Annotated in this window: 12 protein-coding genes and 1 pseudogene; 5 read left to right on the top strand and 8 right to left on the bottom strand. The window is 73.2% G+C overall.

Features of this window, described 5'->3' with window-relative positions; genetic code table 11:
• Window positions 1-187: 187 nt before the first annotated feature.
• From AB0B39_RS15540 to AB0B39_RS15530, 3 genes are all read right to left on the bottom strand, one after another.
• Entirely contained in the window at window positions 188-1,351 is a 1,164-nt protein-coding gene (locus AB0B39_RS15540) for a thioester domain-containing protein (protein ID WP_357494384.1), read from the bottom strand.
• Window positions 1,352-1,540: 189 nt separating this feature from the next.
• Window positions 1,541-2,227, bottom strand: coding sequence for a response regulator transcription factor (locus tag AB0B39_RS15535; protein WP_039906898.1), 687 nt, complete (start codon window positions 2,225-2,227; stop codon window positions 1,541-1,543).
• Window positions 2,228-2,229: 2 nt separating this feature from the next.
• Entirely contained in the window at window positions 2,230-3,495 is a 1,266-nt protein-coding gene (locus AB0B39_RS15530; RefSeq protein ID WP_234590204.1) for an ATP-binding protein, read from the bottom strand.
• 159 nt (window positions 3,496-3,654) lie between these two features.
• On the opposite strand from AB0B39_RS15530, the gene AB0B39_RS15525 reads away from it, so the two are divergent.
• The 3 genes and pseudogenes from AB0B39_RS15525 to AB0B39_RS15515 all read left to right on the top strand — a co-directional run bounded on the left by AB0B39_RS15525 (window position 3,655) and on the right by AB0B39_RS15515 (window position 7,644).
• Complete coding sequence (locus AB0B39_RS15525; RefSeq protein ID WP_357574607.1) at window positions 3,655-5,571, top strand: PspC domain-containing protein; 1,917 nt, start codon at window positions 3,655-3,657, stop codon at window positions 5,569-5,571.
• Window positions 5,568-5,753 (top strand): annotated as a pseudogene (locus tag AB0B39_RS15520) (hypothetical protein); the annotation flags it as partial. The gene AB0B39_RS15525 and the pseudogene AB0B39_RS15520, both read left to right, overlap by 4 nt.
• A 637-nt stretch (window positions 5,754-6,390) precedes the next feature.
• Window positions 6,391-7,644 carry a phosphatidylserine decarboxylase gene (locus tag AB0B39_RS15515; protein WP_357494388.1) on the top strand — a complete coding sequence of 418 codons (1,254 nt, stop codon included), beginning with the start codon at window positions 6,391-6,393 and terminating at the stop codon, window positions 7,642-7,644.
• Between the two features lie 58 nt (window positions 7,645-7,702).
• Here the strand turns inward: AB0B39_RS15515 and AB0B39_RS15510 are convergent, their stop codons facing one another.
• From AB0B39_RS15510 to AB0B39_RS15500, 3 genes are all read right to left on the bottom strand, one after another.
• A complete protein-coding gene (locus AB0B39_RS15510; protein ID WP_234589336.1) occupies window positions 7,703-8,641 on the bottom strand; it encodes a CDP-alcohol phosphatidyltransferase family protein in 939 nt (312 codons plus the stop codon).
• A gap of 347 nt (window positions 8,642-8,988) precedes the next feature.
• The gene (locus tag AB0B39_RS15505; RefSeq protein ID WP_357574735.1) at window positions 8,989-9,879 is read right to left on the bottom strand and encodes an NUDIX domain-containing protein; all 891 of its coding nucleotides are present in this window, start codon (window positions 9,877-9,879) and stop codon (window positions 8,989-8,991) included.
• A gap of 153 nt (window positions 9,880-10,032) precedes the next feature.
• A complete protein-coding gene (locus AB0B39_RS15500) occupies window positions 10,033-10,983 on the bottom strand; it encodes an NUDIX domain-containing protein (protein ID WP_357494390.1) in 951 nt (316 codons plus the stop codon).
• A 144-nt stretch (window positions 10,984-11,127) separates the two neighbouring features.
• Between AB0B39_RS15500 and AB0B39_RS15495 the strand changes: the two genes are divergently transcribed.
• Window positions 11,128-11,484 (top strand): PspC domain-containing protein, encoded by a 357-nt coding sequence (locus AB0B39_RS15495; protein ID WP_234589327.1) that lies wholly within the window; start codon window positions 11,128-11,130, stop codon window positions 11,482-11,484.
• A 7-nt stretch (window positions 11,485-11,491) separates the two neighbouring features.
• Here AB0B39_RS15495 and guaA read toward each other — a convergent pair whose 3' ends face one another.
• The gene (gene guaA, locus AB0B39_RS15490; RefSeq protein ID WP_357494394.1) at window positions 11,492-13,048 is read right to left on the bottom strand and encodes a glutamine-hydrolyzing GMP synthase; all 1,557 of its coding nucleotides are present in this window, start codon (window positions 13,046-13,048) and stop codon (window positions 11,492-11,494) included.
• 175 nt (window positions 13,049-13,223) lie between these two features.
• Here guaA and AB0B39_RS15485 point away from each other — a divergent pair, with 175 nt between their 5' ends.
• Window positions 13,224-13,685 (top strand): GNAT family N-acetyltransferase, encoded by a 462-nt coding sequence (locus AB0B39_RS15485; protein ID WP_357494396.1) that lies wholly within the window; start codon window positions 13,224-13,226, stop codon window positions 13,683-13,685.
• On the opposite strand, the gene AB0B39_RS15480 is transcribed toward AB0B39_RS15485, so the two are convergent.
• On the bottom strand, window positions 13,674-15,371 hold the full coding sequence (locus tag AB0B39_RS15480) for a GMC family oxidoreductase (protein WP_357574606.1): 1,698 nt from the start codon (window positions 15,369-15,371) through the stop codon (window positions 13,674-13,676). The genes AB0B39_RS15485 and AB0B39_RS15480 overlap by 12 nt on opposite strands.
• Window positions 15,372-15,480: the final 109 nt, after the last annotated feature.

The following is a 15,480-nucleotide window of genomic DNA, read 5'->3' as shown; positions in this document are numbered from 1 at the left end:
GCTCGACTTTCTTTGCCCGTCCGGACGAGGTCGACGTCGGCTGCACGGGCACCATGGTCGGCTGGGTGGCCGAGGGTGCCGCGGGCGTTTTTCTGATCATCAAAGTGGCGACCACGGCGGCTACGACGACACCGGCCCCGGCGCCGCCTGGAGGCGGGGCCGGGGCCGGTGGTGTGGCGGGGATGGATCAGGCGGTGAAGCGGACCTTGCGACGACGCACCACAAGGACGGCGACCGCACCCGCGGCGAGCAGCAGCAGACCGGCGGTCGCCGCCGCCGCGATCGGCGAACCGGTCAGCGGCAGGCCGCCACCGTTGCTCGCCGGCGAGGTGGACGGGGCCGGGCTGGCCGGCGGCGCCGAGTCCGACGGCGTGGCCGACGGGGTGGTCGGCGAGGCCGACGCGCTCGGGGTCGCCGACGGGGTGGCCGGCGGCGTCGTGGGAACGGCGGTGAAGGTGGCCGAGACCCGGGTGGTGACGGTGGCGCCGGTGCTGCCGCCGAGGATCAGCTTCTGCGCCTTCTTCGGGCCGGTGAACAGGAACACCCGGCCGAAGGAGACGGCGTCCTGCGCGGTCAGCGTCACGTCGACCGTGCCGGCGGCCTCGGCGGCCAGCCAGAACTGCCCGCCGTTGGTGGTCGTGGTGACCGGCTTGCCCTCGGCGTCGACGGCGGTGCCGCCGGTGGCCGCGACGGTGATGGCACCCGCCGGACCACTGACCGTGAACGGACCGGCCTTGCCGCCGACCGTCGCGGTGGCGCTGGCCGGGCTGACCGACAGCTCGGCACGCGGCTCCGGCTGGTCGGTGGCGTTCTTGATGAGGTAGTCACGGACCTTCGTGATCACCTCGTACTGGTTGGGGGCCTGCAGGCCCTTCTCCCAGGCGCCCAGCTCGATGCCGTCACTGAAGTGCCAGACGGCGGTCTGGGTGCCGAAGTAGAGCAGGTTGTCGAGCTGCTTCTTGCCGATCTTGGTGTCCACGCCGGCGGCGGCGAGGAGCTTGGTGGAATCGGCGTTCGGGTAACCGTGGGTCAGCACCCACTGCACCTTGGCGAGGTTCTTCACCTGGGACTCGTCCCAGGTGCCCTCCTCGTACTTGCCGTCGAGCTTCACGCTGGTGTGGTAGTCGATGCAGAACGCCGGCACCAGCTTGCCGTCGATCTTCAGAGCGAGCGCAGACGTGGTGCGCGTCTTGCCGTCGAGCTTCAGGGTGACCTGGCTGCCCTCGACCGCCTTGGCCACACCGGTGGCCGGGGCCGCGGCGGCGGCGCCCGCCACGCCGAGCGCCAGGGCGCCGCCGGCGACAGCCGCCAGGGCGACCCGCGCCCAGTGTCGTCCTCGTTGTCCCAACATCGAAGTGGTACCTCTTCCCCAGGGGTGACCCGCCATCGCGGGCACGCGCGTGAGCCGTCGTTTCCGCGGGATGCGACACCCACGCGCGGAAACGGGACCGGGGCAGTATGGGACGACGGCTGATCGTTTGTCAGCCCCGCCCAGCGGCATCCGTGGCATCTGCCCGAAATGCCGGGGCGGAGGAATAGATCACACGAGCCGGCGGTCCGCCGCCCAGCGCGAAAGCTCGTACCGGTTGGACATCTGGAGCTTGCGCAGCACGTTCGACACGTGCGTCTCCACCGTCTTGATGGAGATGAACAGCTCCTTGGCGATCTCCTTGTACGCGTACCCCCGGGCGAGTAGGCGCAGCACCTCCCGCTCCCGGTTGGTGAGCTGGTCCAGCTCCGGGTCGGCCACCGGGGCGTCCGGCCGGGCCGCGAAGGCGTCCAGCACGAACCCGGCGAGCCGGGGGCTGAACACCGCGTCACCGTCGGCGACCCGACGGATCGCCGCGGCCAGCTCGTCCGGGGAGATGGTCTTGGTGACATAACCCCGGGCGCCGGCCCGGATCAACCCGATCACGTCCTCCGCCGCGTCGGAGACGCTCAGCGCCAGGAACTTGACCTGCGGATGGCTGCGCCGCATCGCCTCCAGCACGGCACGGCCACCGCCGTCGGGCATGTGGACGTCGAGCAGCACCACGTCCGGGCCGGTGGCGGCGATCCGGGTGACCGCCTCGGCCACCGTGCTCGCCTCACCCACCACCTCGACATGGGCGCCCAGCTCGGCACGCACCCCGGCGCGGAACATCGCGTGGTCGTCCACCAGGAACACCCGCAGGCGTTCCGGGCGGCTGGTCGCCGGGTCGAGGTGCTCCATCGGCTGCTCGGCCATGGTCATTTGTTCCTCTCCGCTGCGGACGAGTCCCGGGAGATCGGCAGGATCAACCGGACCTCGGTCCCCTCCCCCGGGCCGGACCGGATCTCGGCCCGTCCGCCGTGCCGCTTCATCCGTCCGATGATCGAACCGCGTACGCCGTGCCGGTGGTCCTCCACCGTATCCGGATCGAAGCCCTTGCCCCGGTCCCGGACGAAGACGCTGACCTGTTCGGGCTCCACCTCGGCGTAGAGCGACACGGTCTGCACACCTGCGTGCCGGGCCGCGTTCACCAGCGCCTCGCGCGCGGCGGCGACCAGCGCGCCGACCTTCTCGTCAGTCTCCCGGTCGCCCACCACCACGGTCTCCACAGTGATCGCGAAGGTGTCCTCGACCTCGGCGGCGGCCTGCTCCAGGGCGGCCGCGAAGCGCTCGCTCGGTGACGCCGTGGGCTTGTAGAGCCAGTTGCGCAGCGAACGCTCCTGCCCCCGGGCCAACCGCTGAACCGTCTTGACGTCGCCGGCGTTGCGCTGGATCAGCGCCAGCGTGTGCAGCACCTGGTCGTGCACCATCGCGGCCAGCTCGGCCCGCTCCTGCTCGCGGATGCGGCCCTCGCGCTCCGCGCGGAGCTGGCTGTACGTCCGCCAGAGCACCGGCGCGGCGACCACGCCGACCCCGGCCAACCCGACCAGCGCGAAGATCACCCCGTTGATCACCGCGTCGAAGTTCTGTGCCGGCGAGTAGACCGCCGCGACACCGATGATGCCGACCGCGACCAGCACCCCGCCGCCGATGAACCGGAGCACGAAGGCCCGCCGGTCACTCTCCTCGACGACCGCCCCGAGCCACGGGACCGGCATCGTGTCGCCCCAGCGCCGTCGCCGCTCGGGCGCCGACTGGTGCCAGATGACCCCGGCGCCGACCGCGATGATGGCCACCAGCCAACCGGCGGTGCCCGCCGCGCCTACCGAGTCGAAGACCATCACCTGGATCAGCAGGACACCGAGCCCGATCCCGACGAACGGCAGGAGCTGGGCCACGTCGCGCCGGGGCGGCACGGCGGTGTCGCCGGGGCGCAGCGGCACCACCGCCCAGAAGGCCGCGTAGAGCAGCAGTCCGAGCCCGCTCAGCCCGAGCAGCACCATGAACGCGACCCGCACGCGCAGCACCGAGATGCCGAGGTGGTCGGCGATACCGGCGGCGACGCCAGCGGCCATCCGGTGCTCGGGGGCGCGGTAGAGGCGCGGAGGCGGGGTCACGGTGCTGATCGCAGGCTCCCTGGTCACGGTGGTGGGCTGTCCGGATGTCGGTGAGTCCGATCGTCACACGCTGCGGCGTCCCCCGACCACGGGGACGCCCCCGACATTCCGGCCGCTCGGATCTCAGGGTGGGGTCAGGGTCGGGTCCTGAGGTCGTTCGGGCGAAGCGGGCAGCAGGATCGAGGCATGACCGAGGAAGCTGCCCCGCCGCCCCGCCCCGGGTCGGCACAGCCGGGCGGTTCAGTACCGCCCGCCCCAGCCGGAACACCCGCCGGCTGGACCGAGCCCACCACGTTCGGCCCGCCCGCCGGCACCGGCCCGGCCGCCGAACCGACACCCGGCGCGTACGAGCCACCGAGCTACCCGCCCGGCGCCGGCTACGCGCCCGGCCCGGGCCAGGGGCCCGACGCCGGCTTCGCGCCCGGCGCGGGCTACGGGCCCGGCGGCGGTACGACAGGTGCCGGCTACGGGGCCGGCGGCGGCGCGGGTACGCCTGGAGGGCCCGGTGGGCCGGGGCCGTCCGTGGGGCCGCTGGGCGGCACCGGCTTCACCTCGCGGTACGGGCTGGTCCGGCCGCGCGACGGTCGTTACCTGGCCGGGGTCTGCGCCGCGATCGGACGAGCCACCAACACCGACCCGGTGCTCTGGCGGGTGCTGCTCGCGGTGCTCGGGTTCTTCGGCGGCATCGGCATCCTGGTGTACGTCGCCGCCTGGCTGATCATCCCGAACGAGGGCGACACGGCATCCCCGGTGGAGTCGATGCTGGGGCGCGGCCGTTCCAGCATGTCCCCGGTGACCGTGATCGTGCTGGGCATCCTGGTGGCGGCCAGCTTCGGCTACATCGTCACCGACGCCTTCCGCGCCGTGCTGCTCGGCGCGGCCATCCTGATCGGCGGCGCGTTGCTGCTCAACCGGGACAGCCGTGGGCCACAGCCCGGCGCCCCGGGTGGGCCGGTGCCGCCCACTCCGACAGGTACGCCACCCGGGCCGGTCCCGCCGGTCGCCTGGCCCGCCCCGACGCACGGCACGGTGCCGTCCACCGGGCCGCTGGCGACCGCGCCGTTGGCGGGTGGTGCTCCGGCGTACGCCGCCGCGGCGCCGGGTGAGCCGCCGAGCGCACCCGTGCACGGCACCCGGCCGGCCACCGCCACGCAGCCGTTCGCCGGCGCGCAGCAGGTGTCCGGGGCGGCGCTGTCGTCCGGGACCGGGCCGGTCTCCGGGCAGCCGGCCGGCGCCACCACGGGACCGCAGGAGGCCGCCTGGCCGGCGCCCGGGCAGAGCTGGCCGGGCAGCGACACGGCCGCCGAGGTCACCTCCACCGCCGGCTGGCCGTCGGCGCCGGTGACCGCCGTGCCCGCCGGTCCGTCGGGTTACCCGGTCTCGGCGACGCCGGGCGGGTACCGCCCACCGTTCGCGCCGCACGGCCCGTACGCCGCGCCGGCACCGGCCGCGTACCCGCCGCCCAAACCACCGAAGCCGCCGAAGCGGCCGCGGGAGCGTTCGCCGCTCGGCGCGGTGACCTTCTCGCTGATCTTCCTGGCCCTCGGCGTCGTCGCCCTGCTCGACCTGCTGGACGTCTTCGCCGTCAGCGCTTCGGCGTACTTCGCGGCCGCGTTGGCGACGATCGGGCTGGGGCTGCTGGTCGGCACCTGGTTCGGTCGGGCCCGCTGGCTGATCGCGCTCGGCCTGGTGACCGCCGCGGCTCTGGGGACCGCCACGGTCGCCGAGTCCTACGACCGCATCCGCGGCGTGGACGGCGCGGTCACCTGGGCGCCCACCGACTACCGCGACCTCGCCGACCGGTACGAGAACAGCTTCGGTGACGCCGTGCTCGACCTGCGGGGCCTCGACTTCTCGAAGCAGGACAGCCAGGTGACCGTCGCGATCAATTTCGGTAAGGCGACAGTTGTCGTACCGCCGAACGTGGACGTCACCACCGTGGCCGACGTCAATGCCGGCGACGCCACCATCTTCGGCAACCGTTCCGGCGGGATCGACGGCCGCCAGCGGGAGTCCACCGACCTGGGCGCGGACGGCCCCGGCGGCGGGAAGCTGCGCCTGTACATCCACGTCAATGCCGGCAACCTGGAGGTGACCCGGTGAAGGCTCACCGTACGGACCTGCTCTCGTTCGCCTTCGGGCTGGTGTTCCTGGCGTTGTCGGCCTGGTGGCTGCTCGCCCAGCTGCTCGGGCTCGCACTCCCGCCGGTCGGCTGGTTCCTGGCCGGCGCGCTGATCCTGATCGGGATCTTCGGTCTGGTCGGCGCGTTGCGCTCCGGCCGATCCGGCCGCCCGGAGCCGAACGACGTCGCCGAGCCGGCCACGATCGCGGCCCCGCAACCCGGCACGTCGACCTCGGCGTTCGGGCCGGTCACCGCCGTCGAGCCCGGCGTGCCGACCTCCGGGGCACCCACCCCGACCTCCGGAGCGGGTGTTCCGGCGTGGACCGCCGAACACTCCACCTGGGACACTCCCCTGCCGCCCGAGGCCCCGACCGTGGCGACGCGGGCACCGGAGGCGCCGACCGCCGAGATGCGTCTGCCGGAGGCCCCGACCGCCGAGATGCGGGCACCGGAGGCGTCGGCGGACGCCATCCACCCGGCCTGGCTGGCCCACGGCGCGTCGGAGCCGCCGACGTCGCCGGTCTCCGGCCAGCCCGTTGACGGGAGTGACCAGCCGACCCGACCCGATCACCTCAGCACGACGACCGGCGACGATCCGGCGGACGAGCGGGAGAGCCGACGGCGGGAATCCTGACCCTGCTCCCCGCCCGCGGCGGCCCGCACCACCTCCACGGCGGTGCGGCCGGCGCGGGCGGGCGCATATGCTGACCGGTGGAGATCTCGCCTCCGCCGGCCGGCCCGTCCCCGCCATGGCGCCCCGCCGCGATTCCCGTCTCTACCCCGTCAGGAGCCCGCCCGACATGACGCAGTCCCCCGCCGTGCGTACCACCGGCCGGTCCGGTCCGGTCCGCATCGGCGAGCGAGCCGCCCGTACCCTCGTCGCCGAGCTGGCCCGGATGAACGACCCGAAGGCCGCCCTGCTGGTCGGCGCGAGCCCGGAGTCCGCGGTGCTGGCCGCGGCCATCGAGGCGTTGCTCCCCGGTGACCAGCTCACCGTGGTGCCCGCCGACTCGTCCGGCACCTCCGTGCTCCGCGAGCACGTCACCGCTCAGGGCCGATGGGTCGCCGACCGTGTCCGGGTGGTCGACTCGCTCGCCGACGCCGAGGCCGCCGCCGTGGTCATCGCCGGCGAGGCGTTCATCGGCACCGCCGAGGAGACCCGGAGCGGCATCGACGGGTTGTCCAAGTACCTGACCGACGGCGGCGTGCTGAGCGTGGCGACGACCGCGACGCCGGGCCGGACGACCGGCGCGGCCACCGAGCTGGCCCGCCACGACGCCCTCTACGGCGTCGGCGGGGACCTGGTGCTGCGGAACACGCCGCCGGTACGCGTCTACCGACTCCGGTTCACCCCGGCCAGCCCGGCCGCGGCCGACCGGTTGGCCCCGGCGTACCGGCCGTCGAGCGTGCCGCTGACCCGGGGAATGCACATCGACTCCAACGGGGTGGCCGCGGCGGGCATCACGCTGGGTCTGGCGGCGCTGGCCCGGGTGGCGCGGCCGTCGAGCAGGTTGTGGCTGCTGCCGGCGCTGGCCGCCGGGCCGGTAGCCGCGTTCTTCCGCGATCCCCAGCGGGACGTCCCGGAGGACCCGAACGCCGTGGTGGCCAGCGCTGACGGCAAGGTCCTGTCGGTGCAGCGCCTGCACGACGAGCGCTTCGGCGACGGCGAGTGGCTGCGGGTCGCGGTGTTCCTCTCCGTGCTGGACGTGCACGTCAACCGGGCTCCGGTCGCCGGCAAGGTGGTGGACTACTTCGTCGCCGACGGCGGCTTCGTCAACGCGATGAAGCCGGACGCCGAGCACAACGTCGCCGCGTACACCGTTCTGGACACCAGCCGTGGCACGGTGGTGGTCGCGCAGCGGACCGGCCTGATCGCCCGCCGCATCGTGCAGCGGGCGCCGATCGGCGCGCTGCTGGCCAAGGGGGAGCGCTTCGGGCTCATCCGGTTCGGCTCGCGGACCGACGTCTACCTGCCGGCCGAGGCCGCGGACCCGCTGGTGGGGCCGGGTGACAAGGTGGTCGGCGGCTCCACGGTCATCGCCCGCTGGCGCTGACGTCGAGACGCGAAAAAGGGGCGCCGCTGTCCGCGGCGCCCCTTTTTCGTGTGTCGGATCAGGCGGTACGACGCTGGCGCAGCCAGAGCACCGGCCCGCTGACCAGGTAGCCCACCACGATCAGGGCGAACGTGAGCCGGATGTCGACGAGCGCGCCGACCACCGGGGCCAGCCAGAGCCACGGCGGCAGCTTCACCAGGCGCGCGAGCTTGGCGTACGGGAAGCTGGACACCATCGCGAAGGCGAGCAGCGCCACTCCGGCGACGAGCACCAGGCCGGGCACCGGCAGGCCGATCGCCACCGTCACGGCGAGCACGGCCGCGGCCATGGTGGTGGGGACACCGCAGAAGAAGCGGCCGTCCTTCGGCGAGACGTTGAAGCGGGCCAGCCGGATCGCCGCACACGCCGCGACCAGGGCGCAGGCGACCGCGGCCGCAGCCGTCGACACCGAGCCGGCGAGCGAGGCGTAGACCACCACCGGCGCGGCGAGGCCGAACGAGCACATGTCGGCCAGCGAGTCCATCTGAGCGCCGAACGGGCTGGCCACGCCGAGCCGGCGGGCCAACGCGCCGTCGAGGCCGTCGAAGCCGACGCAGGCGATCAGGCAGAGAGCGGCGATGCGCACCTCGCCCTGCATGGCGAGGAAGATGGCCAGCATGCCGAGCATGAGGCTGGCCAGGGTGCAGGCGTTGACCAGGCCGAACTTCATCCGGCGGGCGACGGTGCGCTCGCCGGGCAGCAGTGGGATCGACCGGGACGACGCCTCGTCGGCGTGCGCCATCGGCGGCAGCGCCGGGCTGACCGGCATGACCGCCTCGATCTCGGCCCGGTTGACGCCGAGCGACGGGCGGCTGAGCCGGTCCAGGCCGTAACGGCGGCGCTGGCGGTCGGCGTACCGGTGCTCGGGCAGTGTCACGTCGGTGGTCCGCAGGTCGCCGTCACGGCGACCCACCCGGACCAGCAGCACCTGGCGGGCGAACGTGCTGCTGCGGCGCAACGGGCCCGCCCAGCGACGCCCTGCGGGGCGCGGACTGTCAGTCGTACGACGCCGGCGCCATGGGGCTCTCGGCACGTTTCCTCCATCACCGGATCGGCTTGCCGCCGTTTGGGGCGGGTGTCCGGCTGTCTCGTGCCGGACCTTGCGTGGCCCGGCAGCCGTTTTGCGGAGTACACCATCGCATAGGGGAACGTGGCTTGGCGATAGCTGCCGGCGGTACTTATATCTGGTGCAAACCGCGCGAACCGCCTAGTTATTCCCATCCGGGGCTTGATCGCCCGTTTCCTCCACCATTCCCGCCTCCGACTGTACCGGAGGGCCACCATCTCGGCTCGCTGAGCCGGGTGCTATCGACCCAGCTGTCCGATTGCCGAGGCAGCGATACCGGTCAGCGGCAGGTCAGCGGTCTCGGCGATGGTGAACCAGCCCGCCCGGGCGGTCGAGCCACCGGCCGACTCGGTCACCACCGCGCCGGTGGGTACGTCCACCAGGACCCGATAGATCACCCGGACGCCGTGCCAGTCCAGCGGACGCCCCTCCGGGCCGAGCGCGGCCGGGTTGTGCAGATTGTCCACGCCGAGCAGTTCGACCACCCGGCCCACCTGACCGCCCTCCTCCACCAGCTCACGGAGCAGCCCGGTGGTCGGCTGCTCGCCGTGATCGGTGCCACCGCCGGGCAGGTGCCACTTGCCGGCACCGGGATAGCCGTCCGCGATCTGGGTGAGCAGGATCCGCCCGGCCGGGTCGGTGACCAGCCCGTACGCCCCGAAGCGCAGCCGCCGATCCGGGTGCAGCGGCGGGAGCGGCTCGGCGGACGGGGGCGCGTCGGCGGGGAGCGGGGTGACCGGCAGTCCGAGCAGTTCGGCGCTGAACGGCGTCAACGGCAGCCGGGCCGCGTCCTCCGGGCCGACCCAGCGGGCCTCGATCGTGCCGCCTCCGGTGTCGCCCGACACGTCGCCGTCGACTGTCATCTCGAACAGCAACCGGTCGGTGTGCAGCGAGACACCGTCCTGCGTGGGAGGGCTGACGTCCGCGACCACGGCCCGCAACCGCCCCACCGACACGGTCAGCCCGGTCTGCTCGCCCACCGTGCGCACGACCGCACGCTCAGGGTGCTCGGCGTGCGCGACCGACCCCCCGGGCAGCGACCAGAGGCCCCCCGCCGGCTCCCGAACAACCAGAACCCGCCCGGAAGCCGACAACAAACCATAAACCGCAACCCGCCGCACCAGCTCCACAACCAGCCCCCGATCCCCCGCACCCGCCCTCCGGCCGGTGATCATGAAGTTATCGCCGTCCATCTCGGCGTGTCCCGACAATAACTTCATGATCGCCGCAAGGAGGGAACCCGGGCGCAGCCCGGGGGGTGGGGGTGGGGGTGGGGGTGGGGGTCAGGTTAGTTGGGCTGCCTGGACTGCTTCTGCCGTCACTTCGGTCAGGCGGTCGGTTCCGAGGGCGCCCAGCTCCTCGCGGGCGAACCACCGGGCCTCGCAGGTGGAGCCACCGACGTCGGTGATCGTCGGCGCGTTGGGCTCGTCGACCACGACCCGGTAGAAGGCGCGGACGCCGTGCCAGTCGATCGGGTAACCCTCCGGGCCGAGCGAGGCGGCGTCCCGGTGGCTCGCCACACCCAGCAGCTCGACGAGGCGGCCCGCCTGGCCGGTCTCCTCCACCAACTCCCGGATGAGCGCCGCGCCGGGCTGCTCGCCGTAGTCGGTGCCGCCCCCGGGCAGGTGCCAGCAGCCGGCGCCCGGGTAGCCGTCGGAGATCCGCGTGAGCAGCACCCGGCCGGCCGGGTCGGTGCACACGGCGTACGCGGCGAAGCGCTGCGCCCGGTGCAGCCCGTCCGGGCCGGGCACCGCGTAGAAGGAGGGGAACTCGGGCACCTCGTCGGGCACCACGTCGGCCGAGGAGGCGGGCAGACCGAGGGCACGGGCGGTGAACGAGCGCAGCGGCAACTCGCGGGCCTCGTCGAGCGTGTACCACCGGGCCAGGTCGGTGGGGCGTTCGCCGACCCGGTCGGCGAGGGTGCCGCCACGCACCGCCACCCGGTAGATCAGCCGGTCGGTGTGGATGGTGATGCCCCGCTCGGGCAGCGCCCGCATGTCGGCGAGCACGTCGGCCAGGCCGGAGACGGCGACCGAGAGGCCCGTCTCGGCGGCGGTCTCGCGGACGACTGTGTGGTTCGGGTCCTCACCGTGGTCGACCGCCCCGCCAGGCAGCGACCAGGTGCCGGGGGTGCCGGAGCGCTCCGATGCGCGGACCAGCAACACTCGGCCGTCTGAATCAGCACAAACTGCGTATGCCGCGATCCTGCGAAGCGGCTCCAGCAAGGTGGTCACGGGACCAAATTCTCCCCGGATGGCGTTACCGGGACGGAAAAGAGTCGGATTCCTGACTCTTTGCTACCCGCTCAGGGATCGGTCAGGGTAAGGATCCGGGCGGTCACCGAGGGCGGGCCGGGCACCGGCGCGGACCGTGGAGACATGACATCCACCGCCGCTCCCCAGGCCCCGTACAAGCAGCTCCGGCGACCCACCACCGACCGCATGGTGGCGGGGGTCGCCAGCGGCCTCGGCCGCTACTTCAACGTCGACCCCACACTGGTCCGCGTGGCCTTCGCGGTCACCGGCCTGCTCACCGGCGGGCTCGCGCTTTTCGCGTACCCCATCATGTGGTTCCTGATGCCCGAGGAGCCCACCAGCGCGCCCGCCTGGCCGCACCCGGCGGGCGCCGCGCCGCAGCCCACCGCCGGGCCCGCGCCCGGCGGACCGCAGCAGGGGTACGCGCCGACGCCGCCCTACCCGCCGACGACCCCGCCCCACACGCCGCCCGCCGCGTGAGCCACTGTCACTCCCACTCGATGGTGCCCGGCGGCTTGCTGGTCACGTCCAGGACCACCCGGTTGACCTCGGCGACCTCGTTGGTGATCCGGGTGGAGATCCGGGCCACCACGTCGTAGGGCAGCCGGGACCAGTCGGCGGTCATCGCGTCCTCGCTGGAGACCGGGCGCAGCACCACGGGATGCCCGTAGCTGCGCCCGTCTCCCTGCACGCCGACGCTGCGCACGTCGGCGAGGAGCACCACCGGGAACTGCCAGACGCCCCGGTCCAGACCTGCCGCGGTCAACTCCTCGCGGGCGATCAGATCGGCGCGGCGCAGCAGGTCGAGGCGCTCCTGATCGACCGCGCCGATGATCCGGATGGCCAGGCCGGGGCCGGGGAACGGGTGCCGCCAGACCATCGCCTCGGGCAGGCCGAGCTGGAGGCCGAGCGCCCGGACCTCGTCCTTGAACAGGGTGCGCAGCGGCTCGACCAGGGCGAACTTCAGGTCCTCGGGCAGGCCGCCGACGTTGTGGTGACTCTTGATGTTGGCGGTGCCGGAGCCACCGCCGGACTCCACCACGTCCGGGTAGAGGGTGCCCTGGACGAGGAACTCCACATCGCCGTGCGAGGCGATCTCGCGGGCGGCGGCCTCGAAGACCCGGATGAACTCCCGGCCAATGATCTTGCGCTTCTGCTCCGGATCGGTCACCCCGGCCAGCGCGCCGAGGAACCGGTCGGCGGCGTCGACGACCTTCAGCTTGATGCCGGTGGCCGCCACGTAGTCCTTCTCGACCTGCTCGGCCTCACCCGCACGCAGCAGGCCGTGGTCGACGAACACGCAGGTGAGCTGGTCACCGACCGCCCTGTGCACGAGCGCCGCGGCGACCGCGGAGTCCACCCCGCCGGACAGGCCACAGATGACCTCCTTGTCACCGACCTGGGCGCGGATCCGGGCCACCTGCTCGTCGATGATGTTCTCGGGCGTCCAGGTCGGCTCGATGCCGGCGATGTCGTACAGGAAGCGCTGGAGCATCTCCTGGCCGTGCGCCGTGTGCCCGACCTCCGGGTGGAACTGCACGCCGGCTCGACGCCCGGCCACGTCCTCGAAGGCCGCCACCGGGGCGCCCGCCGACTCGGCGGTGACCGTGAAGCCCTCGGGGGCCTCGGTGACGCAGTCGCCGTGGCTCATCCAGACCGGCAGGTCCGCCGGCAGGTCGCGCAGCAGCACGCCCGGCTCGAGGAGGCGGGGGCGCAGCGGCGTGCCGCCGTACTCGCGGTTGCCCGTGTGCGCGACGGTGCCGCCGAGCGCCTGGGCCATCGCCTGGAAGCCGTAGCAGATGCCGAAGAGCGGCACGTCGGTGCTGAACACGCCGGCGTCGATCTGCGGGGCGTCCGGCGCGTACACGCTGGCCGGGCCACCGGAGAGGATGATCGCGGCCGGGTTCTTCGCCAGCATCTCGGCGACCGGCATCGAGTGCGGCACGATCTCGGAGTAGACCTTCGCCTCGCGGACCCGGCGCGCGATGAGCTGGGCGTACTGGGCTCCGAAGTCCACCACGAGGACAGGGCGAGGCAGGCTCATGTGCACAAAGCCTACCGACAGTCACGGCCGCCCCGAGCCGCGCCCCACGCACTCGGCGCGGCGCGTCGCCCACCTCATCCGGTACGACCCACAACGTTCCGCGGGACCGCACCGGCGCCACGCGCGGCGATACCGTGCTCAGCGACCCGAGCGCGGACCGGACGGAGGCACGCCGATGACCGAGGTGACCGTACGACAGTTCCGTCCCGAGGACGGCGAGGCGCTGTCGGCCCTGGTCGTCCGCTGTCTTCGCGAGGTGAACAGCCGCGACTACCCGGCCGAGCTGATCGATGAGATGTGCGCCCACTTCACCGCCGACCGGTTCCGCGAGCTCGGCGTCGAGCGTCGGATCTACGTCGCCGAAGAGGACGGGCGGCCGGTCGGCACGGTGTCCCGCGACGGCAACAAGGTCTACACCATGTTCGTCGACCCGGACGCGCACGGCCGGGGCGTCGGCCGCCGGTTGATGCGACACGTCGAGGAGCTGGCCCGCGCCGAGGGGCACGAGTTCATGGAGACCGGCGCCAGCCTCACCGGGCACGGCTTCTACCGGCGGATCGGCTACACCGACGTACGGGTCACCGACACCGTGTTCGGCATCAACCACATCCTGCGCCGCCCGCTGTCAGGGGCGTAGCGCGGCCGGAGCGTCCGCCGGCACCGCCGGCTGCCGGGGCGCCACCGCGTCGAGTCGCCGGTACGGATCCCCGAGCGCCGGGCGGGGGTCCTCCTCGCCCCTGTTCGGCCAGAAGGACATCGCCCGTTCCGCCTGCGCGGTGATCGTCAGAGACGGGTTGACGCCCAGGTTCGCCGACACCGCCGCGCCGTCCACGACGTGCAGCCCCGGATGGCCGTACACCCGGTGCCAGGGGTCGATCACCCCGTCGGCCTCGGTGGCGCCGATCACCGCCCCGCCCAGGATGTGCGCGGTGATCGGAATGTCGAACGGCTCGGTGAGCGAGCCGCCGGGCGTGCCGCCGATCTCCTCGGCGAGCAGCCGGGTGGCGGTGTTGCCGGCCGGGATCCAGGTCGGGCTCGGGGTGCCGTGACCGGGCCCGGTGACCAGCCGGCGACCGAACACGCCGCGCCGCCAGCGGGTGGACAGCGAGTTGTCCACCGACTGCATCACCAGGGCGATCACCGTCCGCTCCGACCAGCCGCGCACGGACAGCATCCGGGCGGCCAGCCCCGGCTGCCGGACGATGCTGCCCAGCCAGCGCCGAACGCGGTGCGGGCCGCCGTCGACAAGCAGCGACTGGAGCAGCCCCATGGCGTTGGAGCCGCGCCCGTAGCGGACCGGCTCGATGTGGGTCTGCGGGTCGGGGTGGAACGAGCTGGTGATCGCCACCCCCTCGGTGAAGTCGGTCCGCCGCTGCCGGGCCTCCTGTCGGGAGATCGACGCGCCCAGGATCGCCTCCGAGTTGGTCCGGGTCAGCTCACCCAGGCGGGGTGAGAGCCGGGGCAGGGCGCCGTCGGTCTTCATGCCGTGCAGCAGCCGTTGGGTGCCCAGCGCCCCGGCGGCGAAGACCACCTGCTCGGCGTGGATCACCTGCCGCCGTCGGCGCAGCCAGGCGCCGGTGCGCTCGGTGTGCACCTCGTACCCGCCGTCGGCGGCCGGACGGACGGCCGTCACAGTGGTCAGCGGGTGCACTGTGACGCCCAGCCGCTCGGCGAGCCACAGGTAGTTCTTGACCAGCGTGTTCTTGGCCCCGTGCCGGCAGCCGGTCATGCACGAGCCGCAGTGCAGGCAGCCGGTGCGCTCCGGACCGACGCCACCGAAGTACGGGTCGGCGACGCGCTCGCCGGGGCGGCCGATGTGCACGCCGACGGGGGTGGCGTGGAAGGTGTGGCCCACCCCCATCCGGTCGGCCACCGCCCGCATGGCGCGGTCCGCGCCGGTGTCCATCGGGTACGTGGTGACGCCGAGCATCCGCTTCGCCTGGTCGAAGTGGCGGGCCAGCTCGTCGCGCCAGTCGGTGATGTCCCGCCACTGCGGGTCGGTGTAGAACGCCGGCAGCGGCTCGTAGAGGGTGTTGGCGTAGACCAGCGAGCCGCCGCCCACTCCCGCGCCGGAGAGCACGAGCACGCCGCCGCCGGATCGCCGCTCGGCGGGGCGGAGCAGGGTGAGCCGCTGGATGCCGTAGCAGCCCAGCTTCGGCGCCCAGAGGAACCGGCGGGCCCGCCAGGACGTCTGCGGGAACTCGTCGTCGGCGAAGCGGCGGCCGGCCTCCAGGACGCCTACCGAGTAACCCTTTTCGGCCAGGCGCAGCGCCGTGACGCTGCCGCCGAAGCCGGACCCGATGACGACCACGTCGTACCGCATGAAGGCATCATTACTCGTCAGTAGCGCTCGCGCCAGCGCCCGTTTTCGCGCGATCATGCACCGGCCGACCGACCCGGCGCCTTCCGGCCGCAACCCGGAGCACCTGTCG

Source organism: Micromonospora sp. NPDC049114 (assembly GCF_040648635.1).
Taxonomy (GTDB): Bacteria; Actinomycetota; Actinomycetes; order Mycobacteriales; family Micromonosporaceae; genus Micromonospora.
Note: the sequence above shows the minus strand (reverse complement) of the source record. Positions and strands in the feature narration are given on the sequence as shown.

Coding starts and splice junctions, on each gene's coding strand:
- AB0B39_RS15540 (WP_357494384.1), bottom strand. CDS start 1,351: ATGTTGGGACAACGAGGACGACACTGGGCGCGGGTCGCCCTGGCGGCT.
- AB0B39_RS15535 (WP_039906898.1), bottom strand. CDS start 2,227: ATGGCCGAGCAGCCGATGGAGCACCTCGACCCGGCGACCAGCCGCCCG.
- AB0B39_RS15525 (WP_357574607.1), top strand. CDS start 3,655: ATGACCGAGGAAGCTGCCCCGCCGCCCCGCCCCGGGTCGGCACAGCCG.
- AB0B39_RS15515 (WP_357494388.1), top strand. CDS start 6,391: ATGACGCAGTCCCCCGCCGTGCGTACCACCGGCCGGTCCGGTCCGGTC.
- AB0B39_RS15495 (WP_234589327.1), top strand. CDS start 11,128: ATGACATCCACCGCCGCTCCCCAGGCCCCGTACAAGCAGCTCCGGCGA.
- guaA (WP_357494394.1), bottom strand. CDS start 13,048: ATGAGCCTGCCTCGCCCTGTCCTCGTGGTGGACTTCGGAGCCCAGTAC.
- AB0B39_RS15485 (WP_357494396.1), top strand. CDS start 13,224: ATGACCGAGGTGACCGTACGACAGTTCCGTCCCGAGGACGGCGAGGCG.
- AB0B39_RS15480 (WP_357574606.1), bottom strand. CDS start 15,371: ATGCGGTACGACGTGGTCGTCATCGGGTCCGGCTTCGGCGGCAGCGTC.